At 66.1% G+C, this 13,494-nt stretch carries 6 protein-coding genes; 4 read left to right on the plus strand and 2 right to left on the minus strand.

The features are described from left to right. Nucleotides 1–3,462 carry an AAA family ATPase gene (locus GDN70_RS31760; RefSeq protein WP_152103503.1) on the minus strand — a complete coding sequence of 1,154 codons (3,462 nt, stop codon included), beginning with the start codon at nucleotides 3,460–3,462 and terminating at the stop codon, nucleotides 1–3. Nucleotides 3,463–3,604: 142 nt separating this feature from the next. On the opposite strand from GDN70_RS31760, the gene GDN70_RS31765 reads away from it, so the two are divergent. The 4 genes from GDN70_RS31765 (at nucleotide 3,605) to GDN70_RS31775 (ending at nucleotide 12,423) form a co-directional block, all read left to right on the plus strand. Next, entirely contained in the window at nucleotides 3,605–10,057 is a 6,453-nt protein-coding gene (locus GDN70_RS31765) for a non-ribosomal peptide synthetase (protein ID WP_152103504.1), read from the plus strand. Between the two features lie 139 nt (nucleotides 10,058–10,196). Then, nucleotides 10,197–10,367, plus strand: a complete 171-nt coding sequence (locus tag GDN70_RS35275; protein WP_162832248.1) for a hypothetical protein — start codon at nucleotides 10,197–10,199, stop codon at nucleotides 10,365–10,367. 233 nt (nucleotides 10,368–10,600) lie between these two features. Then, nucleotides 10,601–11,332: a 4'-phosphopantetheinyl transferase superfamily protein gene (locus GDN70_RS31770; protein ID WP_028142226.1), complete on the plus strand. Its 732-nt coding sequence runs from the start codon at nucleotides 10,601–10,603 to the stop codon at nucleotides 11,330–11,332. Then, on the plus strand, nucleotides 11,329–12,423 hold the full coding sequence (locus GDN70_RS31775; protein WP_244625846.1) for an LLM class flavin-dependent oxidoreductase: 1,095 nt from the start codon (nucleotides 11,329–11,331) through the stop codon (nucleotides 12,421–12,423). The genes GDN70_RS31770 and GDN70_RS31775 overlap by 4 nt, the downstream gene beginning before the upstream one ends. Before the next feature lie 7 nt (nucleotides 12,424–12,430). Here the strand turns inward: GDN70_RS31775 and GDN70_RS31780 are convergent, their stop codons facing one another. Then, nucleotides 12,431–13,456: a histone deacetylase family protein gene (locus GDN70_RS31780; protein ID WP_152103505.1), complete on the minus strand. Its 1,026-nt coding sequence runs from the start codon at nucleotides 13,454–13,456 to the stop codon at nucleotides 12,431–12,433. Nucleotides 13,457–13,494: the final 38 nt, after the last annotated feature.

The following is a 13,494-nucleotide window of genomic DNA, read 5'->3' on the forward strand; positions in this document are numbered from 1 at the left end:
TCAGGGGTCGGCGCGTTCGCGGACCGGCGCGTCCGCACCGAGCTCGTTGACGAGCTGCACCGCCTGCTTCAGGTCCGGGGTGTAAAAGCCCTCGCTGAACTTGCCGACAACGGGCACGAGCAGCAGACTCGCGTGCTCGCGCCTGCCGGCCTGATGCGACAGGCGCGCGAGGCTGACGGCCGTGCGAAGCTCCCAGGACAGCGCGCCCTGCTTGCGCGCGGTCTCCAGCGACAGCGCGAACAGATCGCCGGCCTCCTGGGCCGAGGCCGGGTCGCCGTCCGACAGCGTGATCTCGCCTTGCAGGCGATAGACTTCGGCGAGATAGGAGTGATCGCCGGTCCGCCGCGCGGTCGCGAGCGCACCGTCAAGCGCGCGCAAGGCGGCCTCGCGCATCCCGACCTTGGCGTAGGCTTCCGCAAGCAGGCAGCGGAACCAGCACCCGGCGAGCCAGGAATCCATCGCCTCGTACTCGTCGAGGCCGAAGCGCATCTGGCTGAGGCCTTCGTCGGCCTCGCCGAGTTGCGTCAGCGCCCAGCCGCGCAGGATCGCCGCCTGCTGCTTCCAGTGCAGGAAATTATGTTCGGTGGCGATGATCATGGCGCGGTTGGCATGGTCGCGCGTGCCCTCGACGTCGCGCAAATGCTGGCAGAGATACGCACCGAACACGAGCGCGAAGGCGAGCGTGAAGGGATGGCGGATCTTCTCGGCATTCGCGATCGCCTGCTCGCTGTGCTGGCGCGCCGCGTCGGGCCGGCCGAGGAACCACAGCAGGTAGCCGAGATAGGACAACGAGACGACGCCGGGATCGGTGCCGTGCCGCTCCATCAGATCGGAGTGCAGATCGGGGCTGTAGAGATTGATGCAGCGGTGCAGATGATGCTGGGAAGCTGCAAAACGGCCGCGATAGAGCATGGTCATCGCGATCGAGCGGTGCGCTTCGATCAGATAGCCGGTCTGCTGCGCCGGCTGCGTCCGCTCGTTGAGCCGCTCGCGCTTGGCGAATTTCAACAGCTCGACGCTGAGATCGTGCGCGCGGGTGAGATCGGCGCGGATGAAGTGGCAGACCCACAGGCCGCGGGTGGCGGCAAAGATCTTTTCGTCGTCGTCGAGCTGCTGGCCGAGCTCGAGCGCGCGGATGTAGTTCTCCTCGACCTCCTGGACCGCGTAGCCCTTGGCGGCGATCAGCGCGTTGCCGAGCGCGATGCGCAGCTCGAGCTCCATCTCGTCCGCGCCCTGCATCCGCGCATTGGCCTGCACGACGCTGAGACCGCGGCGCAGATGGCCGATCGCCTCCAGATTGGCACCGCTCTTGGCCGCCTGCTTGCCGGCCTTGAGCCAGAAGCTCGCGGCGCCCTCGCTCTGGCCGGATTCGGTCATGTGATGGGCGAGCAGCTCCGGTTCGCGCTCGGTCTTCTCCGGATACATCTCGGCAAGCACCTGGGCGATCCGCGAATGCAGCTTGCGCCGCTCGCTGTGCAGCAGGCTCGCATGCGCGGCGTTCTGGATCATGACGTGCTTGAAGGAGTAGAGCGCATCGGGCGGAAGACCGCGTCGCATGATCAGCCCGGCCTGCTCCAGATGATTGAGCGCCGCCTCGATCTGTTCGGCCGGCGTGTTGGCGACGGCATGCAGCGTCTCGTAGGAGAACTCGCGGCCGATGGTGGCGCCGATCTGCGCGATGCGCTTGAACGGCCCCATCCGGTCCAGCCGCGCCATCAGCGAGTCGGTCAGGGTTGCCGGGATCGCGAGCTGCCGCCACGGGCCCGACAGTACGTAGCGCCCATGCCGCTCGGTCAGCAGGTTGGATTCGAGGACCGTCTTGGTCAGCTCCTCCAGGAACAGCGGCACGCCGTCGGTCTTGACGATGATCTCCTCGACGACCTCCTTGGGCAGCTCTCTGCCGGCGACGCGCTCCACCAGCGTGGTGCGCAGCTGCCGGCTCAGGCGGTTCAGCACCAGCGTCGTGATGTGCGAATGCGCGTTCCAGCTCGGCTGGAATTCGGACCGCGCTGTGATGATGGCCAGGATCGGCCGGTTCTGCACCCGGTCGACCAGGAGATCGATCACCTCGCGGGAGGTCGGGTCGATCCAGTGCAGATCCTCGAACGCGATCACCAGCGGCATCTCGCGCGCAAGGCCGAGGAAATGATTGACCAGCGCCCCGACGGTCGCATCCTTCTGCTGCTGCGGCGACAGGTCGAGCCGCGGATAGCGGTCGCCGGTCGGTATCGACAACAGCGCGGCAAACAGCGGCGTGACCTGCTCGATGTCGCCATGAGCGGCGGCAATCGCGCTCTCCAGGCTCGCCAGCGACAGCGCGGAGGCATCCTCGCGGTCGAGGCCAAGGGAGAATTTGAGCTGCTCGGCGAACGGATAGAACGCAGTGGACGTGTAATAGGGCGAGCACTGGAACGAGACCTGTCCATGCCGGTCGCCCGATATCCGCTCGAATATCTCCTGGATGATGCGCGACTTGCCGATGCCGGGCTCGCCGAACTTGACCACGACCTGACCGTCACCATCCTTGGCCTGCTCCCAGCGGCCCATCAATAGCGCGATCTCCTCCTCACGGTTGACGAGCGGCGTCAGTCGCGTGCCCATGGCGGCGGCGAATCGGGTCTCCACCCGCGAGGCGCGCACAACGTGCCAGGCCTGCGTCTTCTCGGATATCCCCTTCAAGGCGTGGACCCCGAGATTGCGGTAGTCGAACTTCCCCTTCAGCAGCGACTGGGTCGATGAGGAAATCACCACGCCATTGGGCGGCGCGAGGCCCTGCAGGCGCGCGGCGAGATTGACGGTTTCTCCGACCGCGGAGTCGCGCTCTTCGGTACCCTGTCCGACGAGGTCGCCGACCACGACGAGGCCGGTCGCGATCCCGATGCGGACGGCGGGTGCGTGGCTGAGCCCACCGCGCAGCTCGGTCGCGCGTGCGGTCGATAGCAATCGCACGATCTCGAGCCCGGCGCGCACCGCGCGCTCGGCATCGTCCTCATGCGCGGTCGGATAGCCGAAATAGACGAGGATACCATCGCCGACGAAACGGGCGGCAAAGCCCTCGTAATGCTTGACCACGCGGACGCAGGTTTCGCGGAAGCTCGCGATCATGTCGCGGACGTCTTCCGGATCGAACTGCACGGACAGCGAGGTGGAATCCACCATGTCACAGAACATGGTGGTGAGCTGACGCCGTTCAGCGCCGACCTCGGTGCGGGTTTGCGGCACCATTGTCGCGGGCGCCTCGGCCGTTTCCGCCTGGAACAGCGCCGCCATCGCCCGCTGCAGCCGCTTGCGATCGCCGAGCGGCAATCCGAGCTCGACCAGATCGGATTCGGTCAGGTCGCCCATGACGTCGAGATCGAGACGGTGCTGTGCGAAGAGATCGGTGTAATGGCCGAGGCCGACGCCCTCGAGCCAGCGCTTCAGCCCGCCATCCGTTCCCGTGTCCGGCTCATTCTCCAGCATGGTGATTTCCGCCCGACCATAATTCCGTCGAAGGGCTTAGGGCCCCTCAACCACAGATTTTGCGGCCAAAACTTCACCTCAGACTGGACGCGTTCCCTGACTTCTTGGAAGAATAGCTCAATCGGATCAAAAGGGAACGGAATTGTCGGACGTCACACTCCCAGCCCCGGAGGAATCAAGCGGCACGGCAGCCGAAACCAAGACATTCGCCCATATCGGCGGCGTTCTCGATTTCTACGCCCGCAAGACGCCAGCGGCACCCGCCCTCCTCGCCCCGGGTCGGCCCGTCCTCAACTACGGCGCGCTTGGCGAGGTGACGCAAAATCTTGTCGACACGCTGCGCCGGCTCGGCATCACCACTGCCGACCGGATTGCGGTTGCATTGCCGCGCGGCGCCGACAGCGCACTGGCGCTGATCGCGGTTGCCTCGAGCGGCGCCTGCGTCCCCGTCAATCCCGATCTGACCGCGGACGAGCTGCAGCGCTATTTCAGCGAACTGAAGCTGACCGCGCTCTTGACCCGGGCCGACATGAACTCGGCGAGCCGCGACGTCGCCAAGGCGCTGGATATCGCGGTGATCGATTTCGTGCCGGGACCGCAAGACGATCTGGGCGGCTGCAAATTCATCGGTCCGACGGTCGGGCCGGCGGCGACCGGGGGCGCCTCGCGCGGCGACGACGATGCGTTCATCCTGTTGACGTCGGGCACGGCAGCGCGGCCGAAGATGGTGCCGCTGACGCATCGCAATGTATGCCTGTCCGCCGCCAATGCCGGCCGCGTGCTGTCGCTCACCTCTCACGATCGCCTGCTCAACGTCCTGCCGCTGTTTCACGCCCATGGCTTGATCTCCGGCCTTCTGACGGCGTTGGCCGCAGGCTCCAGCGTGATCTGCACCGACGGTTTCGATGCACCGTCCTTCTTCGGCTGGATGCGGGAGCTGCAACCGACCTGGTACACCGCCGTGCCGACCATTCACCGCGCGCTGCTGACGGCGGCGGAATCCGACCCGGACCGCGCCCGATCGTCGTCGCTGCGCGTGATCCGCTCGGCCTCGGCCTCGCTCGCGCCCACGATCCTCGAAGGGCTGGAGGCGACGTTCGGCGTTCCCGTGCTCGAGACCTACGGCATGACCGAAGCGGCCTCGCAGATCGCAGCCAACCCGTTCGAGCTGCGCAAGGTCGGATCGGTCGGGCGCGCTGCCGGCCCCGAGATCGCCATCATGGACGAGACGGGCCGCGCACTTGCGAGCGGCGAGCGTGGCGAGATCATGTTGCGCGGACCGAACGTGAGCCGCGGCTATTACAACGACGAGGCGGCGACGCAGGCCGCCTTCCGCAACGGCTGGTTCCGGACCGGCGATCTCGGCTATCTCGACGCTGACGGCTATCTCTTCATCGTCGGCCGCATCAAGGACGTCATCAACCGCGGCGGGCAGAAGATCTCGCCGCTCGAGGTGGAAGAGGTCCTGCTCAGCCATCCGGCCGTGCTGGAGGCTGGCGTGTTCGCGGTGCCGCACGAAAAGCTCGGCGAAAACGTCGCCGCCGTCGTGGTGCTGCGACCGGATGCCGAGGCGACCTCGGATCACCTGCGCCAGTTCGCGCGCAAGCGGCTCGCTGCCTACAAGGTGCCGAGCTTGATCCGCAGCGTGGCAGCCCTGCCGAAAGGCGGCAGCGGCAAGGTCAAGCGCAACGCGCTGGCCGAGCTGATCGCCGAGCCGGAGGACGGCGACGAGGCGCGGCTGCCCCGCACCGCGCTGGAGACACAACTCGCCGCGATCTGGGCCGGCCTGTTGGAGCTGCCGCAGGTCGGCGTCGATCAGGACGTCTTCGCGCTCGGCGCGGATTCGCTCGCAGTGACGCAGATGCGCTCTCGTCTGCGCGAACGCTTCAACATCGACTTCTCGTTCGAGGACATCTTCGATTGCGCCACGGTCGCCGCGCTTGCAGCCCGGATCGATACCGCCGCAAGCCGGCATGGGGCGGCACTGCCGGCCTGGCGGCAGGTGACGGAAGCAGACGCGCCGCTCTCGTTCCAGCAGCAGCGGATGTACGTGCTCTCGCGGCTCGATCCGACCCGCTACAATTACAACGTCGTCGAAGTCGCCGTGCTCAAGGGCCAGATCGACGTCGCCGCACTTCAGGCAAGCCTTGCGGCGATCTGCGCACGCCACGAGGCGCTGCGCTCGGTCTTCATCGAGCGGCAGGGCGAACCGGCGCAGCTCGTGCTGCAATCGCCGCCGCGGTTCGAGCGGATCAAGCTCAAGCCCTGTCCTGCCGACAAGCGGGCCGCAGTGATCAGGCGCGAGGCGCTCAAGCTGGCGCAATACAAGTTCGATCTGGCGCGCGAGCCGCCGCTGAAAGTCACCCTGCTGTCGTTCGATAGGACGAGCCATGCGCTGGTGGTCAATGTCCATCACCTCGTCACCGACGGCTGGTCGCAACGCCTGTTCTGGGAGGAGCTTGCCGCCCACTATGCCGCCGCACACAAGAAGAGCGTGGCGGCCCTGCCCGCGCCAGCTTTTCAATATCGCGACTTCGCGCTCTGGCAGCAGAGCTGGGCACAGACGCCGGCAGCCAAGGACCAGTTCGACTATTGGCGAGGCCAGCTCGACGGCGTCACCACGCTGCCGCTTCGGACCGACCGGCCAAGGCCGGAGGCCTGGAGCGGTCACGGCGCTCGCCACTATTTCGCGTTCTCCAAGGCTCTCTCGGGCGATGTCCGCGCATTGAGCCAGGATCAGGGCGTCACGCCCTTCATGACGCTGCTCGCGGTCTTCCAGTGCCTGCTGTTCCGCCACACCGGGCATGAGGACGTCGCGACGGGATCGCTGATCGCCAATCGCAACCAGATCGAGAGCGAGCGCCTGATCGGGTTGTTTGCCAACACGCTGATCCTGCGCAACGATTTTGGCGGCGACCCGAGCTTCGGCGAGATGTTGCGGCGGGTCCGGCAGGTCACGCTCGATGCCTACCGCAACCAGGACCTTGCGATCGAGGAGGTGTTGCGCGCATTGCAGATCGCACGCCGCAGTGACGGCAATCCGCTGTTCCGGATCATGTTCATCCTCCAGAACGCCTCGATCGAGGCGGCACGCTTTCCCGGCCTCTCGACGCGGCGGCTGGAGATCGATCCGAAAGTGGCGCGCTTCGACATCACGCTCGAGCTGGTCGAGGCCGACGGCCACTTCACCGGCTTCTTCGAATACGCCACCGACCTGTTCGACGCCGCGACGATCGACGGCATGGCCGCGCAGTTCAAGACAATGCTCAAGGCTGCCATCGCTAATCCGGAGCAGCGCATCTCGCGCCTGCCGCTCCTCAACCAGGCCGAACGCCGGCAATTGCTGGCGACAGGCCGGGGCGTGCCGGCCAATTTCACCACCCGCGGCAATGTGAGCGAACGCTTCGACCGCCAGGCCAGGACGACGCCGACCGCAATCGCGGTAACGGACGGACACACCTGCCTGAGCTATCGCGAGCTGGCGCGCCGCAGCCGGTCGGTTGCGCGCTGGCTGGTGCGCGAAGGGATCGGTGCCGAGAGCGTGGTGGCCTTGCTTGCGGATCGCGGCCCCGACTTGCTCGCCGCGATGATCGGGGTGCAGCGCGCGGGCGTGGCCTTTCTCAATCTCGATCCCGATCTTCCACCGGCGCGGCTCGCGACCATTCTCGGATCGAGCTGCGCCCGCATGCTGCTGACCGGCCGCGCGCGGTCACCCATGGTCGGCGCGCTGCTCGAACCGCTGGTCGAGCGCATCCCGGTGGCCGAACTCGAAGATACGATCGCCTCGGGATCGACCAAGCCGGCCCGTGCGGTACGGCGCGCAGCCTCCGGCCTCGCCTATCTCATCTATACGTCCGGCTCCTCCGGCGCGCCGAAGGGCGTCATGATCGAGCAGCGCGGCCTGTCGAACCATCTGGCCTCGCTGATTGCCGAGCTCGGCCTCTCCGCCAGGGACGTCATCGCGCAGTCCGCGCCGCAGAGCTTTGTCATCTCGGTCTGGCAGTTCCTGGCGGGGCCGATGGTCGGCGCGCGCGTGCATGTCTGCGACAATGCGATCGTGCAGGACCCGATCCTGCTGGCGCGGGAGATCGAACGCGAAGGCATCACGGTGCTCGAGATCGTCCCATCGCTCTTGCGCGTCATCGTCGAACGGATGAACGAGGCGCAGGTCCAGCGCGCCTTTGCGAGATTGCGCCTCCTGATCTCGACCGGCGAGCCGCTGCCCGTCGAGCTCTGCCGGGCCTGGTTCGCCTGCTGCCCGAAAGTGCCGCTGATCAACGCCTATGGCGCGTCGGAATGTTCCGACGACGTCTCCCTGCACCGCTTGACCAAAGCGCCGGCGACCGCGACGGGCAACGTTCCGGTCGGCGCGCCGCTGCCGAACACCCAGCTCTACGTGCTCGACGCCAACCTGCAGCCGCAGCCGGTCGGCGTGATCGGCGAGCTCTGCATCGGCGGCGCCGGCATCGGCCGCTTCTATGTCAACGATCCCGCGCAGAGCCGGCAGCGCTTCCTGCCCGATCCGTTCTCGCGCCAGCCAGGCGGTCGGCTTTACCGCACCGGCGATCTTGCCCGTCGCCGCGCCGACGGGACGATCGAATGCCTCGGCCGCGCCGACCATCAGGTCAAGGTCCGCGGCTACCGTATCGAGCTCAAGGAGATCGAGAACGCGCTGGCCGACCATCCGGGCGTGCGGGCCGGCATCGTCGAGCCGCGCCGCGAGGCGAGCGGCGACGTCAGGCTGATCGCCCATATCGTCGCAAAGCCCGACAGCCGGATCAGCGCCAGCGAGCTGCGCGAATTCCTGAAGAGCCGGTTGCCGGGCCACGCCATCCCGTCCGCATTCCTGTTCCTGGATCACGTACCGCTCAATGCCCATGGCAAGATCGACCGGTCCGCACTGCTGGCGCCGACGCAGCACGAGGCGCCCGGACCGGACGCGCCCGTGCCGGCGCGGCGCTTTACTGAAAAGGTGCTGTCCGACATCTGGATCGACCTGCTCAAGGTGGAAAGCCTCGGCGTCACCGACAATTTCTTCGACCTCGGTGGCCATTCGCTGCTGGCGGGCCAGGCGATGGCGCGCATCGCCCGCGCGCTCGGCGTGTCGCTGCCGATCAAGACCATCTTCGAGGCACCGACGATCGAGGAGCTTGCCCGGCGGGTCGACCAGGCCATGGCGGCGACGCCGCGCAAGCCTGTCGCAAGCGTGACGAGCCTGGCTGAAGCGAGCCGGGCCGACAGCGGCGGGCCAACGCTCTCGATCGCACAGGACCAGATGTTGCGGATCGAGCAGAACCTCCCGGGGTTGCCGCTGTTCAACCTACCCTTCGCCTTCCGTCTTCAGGGTCCGCTCGATGCGGCCGCCTTGGCACAGGCGATCGAGGACCTCGTGCGCCGGCACGAATCGCTGCGGACCGCGTTCGGCTGGAACGGCGAGGAGCCGGTCAGCCATATCGCCGCACCCGGATCCCTCGGCCGTGTCCTGACCATCGAGACGATCGGCGACGGTCACGCTCACAATAACAAGCGGCGCAAGGCCCTGGAGCTCCGGAAGATCGATCTTCTGATCCAACAGGAGACCTCTACGCCGGTCGACACGTCGCGCGCGCCGCTGCTCCGCGCCCGGGTGTTGCGGCTCCACGACGACGATCACGTGCTGCTGCTGACGCTGCATCACGCCATTGTCGACGGCTGGTCGATCGGCGTGCTGTTCGAGGAATTGTCGAGCCGCTATGCGGCGCTGGCCGGATATCCGTCGGTACCGCTACCGAAGCCGCCCCCGGCCTTTTCGGACGTCGCACGCTGGCAGCGCTGGTGGTGCGGCACGGACGCCGCCCGCCGGCAGGCGGCGGATTGGACGGAAAATTTGCGCGGCGCGGTCCCTGTCTTCGACGGCGAATCGAGCCCGGGCGCGTCCACCGGGCATCATCCGGTCAATCTGGATCGTGAGCTGCTCAGCCGGCTCACGGCGTTCGCCGGCCGGCACAATTGCACGCTGTTCATGTGCCTGCTCACCGGTCTGAAGGCCTTGCTGCTGGCCCGGACGGGTCGCACCGACATCTCTATCGCCACCGCCATGGCCAATCGCGCCCAGCCGGACACCGACCGAATCGTCGGCCCGTTCGAGAACACGGTGATCGTCCGCACCAAGATCACGCCGGAGCTGTCGTTCACGCAGGCGCTGGTGCGGGTACGCCAGAGCGTGCTCGACGCGCATGCGCGGCAAGAGCTGCCCTTCAACATCCTGGCTAACCATCTGGAGCGGGAGGGGATCGATCCGGCCTTGCTGCTCCAGGTCTATTTCACGCTGCAAAACCCGCTGCGCCAGCCGCTCGATCTGCCGGATCTCACGACAGGATCGATCGGCAACATCGCACGCGAAGGTCAGCCGGTGCTCCCGATCGACCAGACCTGGCTGTCGCTGATGCTCAAGGAGCGCCCGACCGGCATCACCGGCTCATGCAATTACAAGCGCGAGCTGCTCGACGGCCGCACGGTCGGCGCGTGGATGGAGGATCTCGTTGCGCTGCTGGGGGCCGCGGTCGCCCAGCCCAACACGCCGCTCGACGGATTACTCGCGCGCAACGCGGCGTGAGCGGATGACATCACGGACGAATACGGGTTCACTCGTCAAAGCTGTGCATGACCAAGTTGCATCTTGATTATTTGGCGTCGTCGCGCAAGATTATTCCGGCGTTTTGATTTGGACGATTATTTTCAACCGGGGGAGTGTTATGGGTTTCATCAAATTTACCAAGGGTACCTCGTTGAGCGACAAGGACCGCAAGGCCCTCCAGAAGCTGCTCGGTGCCGAGAAGAAGAAACTCCAATCCGCGCTGAAGGACGTCGACGCCAGCCTTTCGGTGCTTGGCGGCTCGAAGAAAGCCAAGAAGAAGAAGAGGTAAGATTCGTCGGCCGGGACGCCGTACGAATCTTCAAGCTTCGCTTTTCGGGGATGGGCCGCTCGCGTGTCGAGTTAAGGTCTCGCACAAGCTTGCGCCTGTAAACCGGCCTGCAAATCGACAAGAATTCGCCCGGGTGGACCGCTAGAAGCGGTCCGCTTGATTGATTCTTGCTCAGTTGTTTCTTCCGTCGGGACCGGGGATCATCCCTCGGCCTGACGCAAAAGGCCCAATTGATGGCGGACGACAGAATTGAACTCTTTGTCGGACTGATCGAGTCCATTGACGCACCGGGCGCGGTCGAGGCGTGCCGACGGCTGCTCTCGGTCGACGAACGGGTCCGGGCCGATCGCTTCATGTTCGAGCGGCACCGACGGCAATATATTTTCGCGCATGCGATGCTGCGCCTGGCGCTGTCGCAGATCGCCTCCAACGTCGCGCCGTCCGACTGGTCCTTTGCAGCCGGCCGCTATGGGCGGCCGTTTGTCGCAGCGCCCGCGACCTCGAGCGCGCTGCATTTCAGCCTGTCTCATGCCGACGGCTGCGTCGCCTGCGTGGTGTCGAGGCATGAGTCCGTCGGCGTCGACGTCGAAACCGTGTCGCGGCGGGTGGCGCCGCTATCCACCGCGCTCCGCTTCTTTGCGCCGGAGGAGGTCGAAACGCTGCGCGGACTGCCGGAGCCCGCGGCGACCGAGCGCTTCTTCGACTATTGGACGCTCAAGGAGGCCTATCTGAAGGCCAGGGGCTTTGGGCTCAATCTGCCGCTCGACGCTTTCGCGATGCAGGTCTCGCGCGAGGCCATCGAGATCAGCTTCAAGCCCGATATCGCCGACGATCCCGACGGCTGGCGCTTCTCGCTGTGCTCGCCCTCGCCCTCGCATCGCCTCGCGATCGCCGACGGCTCCCGTGCGAACGGTGGCCTTCCCATCAGCCGCAATGCCTGGCCGCTCCAGGAAGCGGCTGAATGACGCCGCCGCGGCTGCGCGTCTTTCCCGCGATTTCGCGCAACCGCGACCCCCAGAAATATATCGGCGAGCTGATGCGGGTGGCTGAGTTCGCCGACCGCAACGGCTTCGAAGGCATTTTGCTGTTCGAAGGCAACGACGTGTTCGTCGAGCCCTGGGCGATGGCCCAGCACATCATGGCTGCGACGACGCGCTCTTCGCCGCTGATCGCCGTCAATCCGGTCTACATGCACCCGTTCACCGCGGCGAAATTCGTCTCCTCCCTGGCGCAGCTTCACGGCCGCAAGGTCTATCTCAACATGATCACGGGGACGGCGGTCAGCGACTTGCAGGGGCTCGGCGACGACCAGTCGCATGCCGACCGCTATATCAGGCTCGGAGAATTCGTGGGGCTGATGCGGCAGTTGCTGGCGAGCCCGCGACCGGTGAATTTCGCGGGCCGCTTCTACCGTGCGCACCATCTGCAGCTTCGCCCGCGCCTGCCGGCGGAGCTGATGCCCGAATTCCTGATCGCGGGGCAATCCGAGGCGGCCCAGCGCGTGGCGAAGGAGACCGGCTGCATCAAGATGCAGATGCTGCCGCCGGATCTCGATCGCGGCCTTGACGCGCCCGGCATGAATTTCGGCATCTTCGCCCGCGAGGGACGCGAGGAGGCGCGGCAGGCCGCAAAACTGCGTTTCCGCGACAACCCTGACGATCGCGAGCTTCTCGTGCTCACCATGGAGAACACCGATTCCGTGTGGAAGCGGCATCTCTATGCCGGCCAGAGCGGCGAGCTCGGGGACAATGGCTATTGGCTACTGCCGTTCCTGACCTTCCAGGCCGACTGTCCCTATCTCGTCGGCAGCTACCAGGAGATCGGCGCGAAGCTGAAGGACTTTGCGGCCAAGGGTCTGACCACTATTATGCTCGACATGGTCGCCGACGAGACCGAGATGCAGCACGTCTGCAAGGCGCTCGCGGCGAGCGGGATGTTTAGATCACTCTCGCCGTCATGGCCGGGCTTGTCCCGCCATCCACGCCTTGCTCCACGCTCGAAGAACGTGGATGCCCGGGACAAGCCCGGGCATGACGACCAACGCGGGAAGAGGTGAAGATCCCTCACCGCGCCTCTTCAAATCCGGCCAGCACCGAGGTCAGGTTCGCGCCCAGAATATCCGAGAGATAACCGCCCTCCTGCACGAACACGGTCAGCAGGCCCATCCTGGCGATGGCCTGGCCGATGCGGCGGAAGCCGGGCGTGGTGACGGCCAATCCCTTGAGCGGATCATGCTCGGAGGCATCGAGGCCGAGCGCGATGACGAGCGCGCCGGGCGCAAAGGACTCGATTGCCTTGCGCGCCACGTCCATCGCCTGGATGTAGCCGTCATCGCCGGTGCCGATGGCGAGCGGGATGTTGAGATTGGTGCCGAGGCCGGGCCCCTCGCCGCGCTCATGGGCATAGCCCCACACATAGGGATAGTAGGCAATGGGATCGGCGTGGATCGACACCGTGTAGACGTCGGGCCGGGCGTAGAAGATGCCTTGCGTGCCGTTGCCGTGATGGACGTCGACGTCGAGGATCACGACGCGCTCGTGCTTCTGCCGCAGATGCGCCGCGGCGATCGCGCTGTTGTTGAGGAAGCAGAAGCCGCCGGCCATGTCGCGATAGGCGTGATGACCGGGCGGACGGCAGAGCGCATAGGTCGCATCCTCACCATCCATCACCATCTGCGCGGCGGTGACCGCAACATCCGTCGCGGCGCAGGCCGCAGCCCAGGTGCCCGGACCGATCGGCGCCGCGGTGTCGGCGGTGTGCCAGCCGAGCTTGCCGACGATGTGGGTCGGATAGGTCGCAGCGTGGCGCACCGGATGGATGTTGCCGATCATCTCCGGACCGGAATCGCCGAGCGCGGTCCAGGCGTCCCAGGCTTCGCTCAGGAACGACAGATATTCCGGACTGTGAATGCGCTCGCGAGGGCCCTGTCCGAATGTGGTCGGCTCGACCAGCTGGTGCTTGCCGTCCTTCAACCCCTTCAGCAGGCGGTCGGCGCGCTCCGGCTGCTCGGTGGTGCGCTTGACGACACCGCGAACCAGGAAGAATTGCGGATCGTGGCTGCGGTGCAGTTCGGTATGGACGGCTTTCACTCAAACACTCCGTGCTTGCATGCTCTGGTCTTGAGGCG

The organism is Bradyrhizobium sp. TM102 (genome assembly GCF_009176685.1).
Taxonomy (GTDB): Bacteria; Pseudomonadota; Alphaproteobacteria; order Rhizobiales; family Xanthobacteraceae; genus Bradyrhizobium; species Bradyrhizobium ottawaense.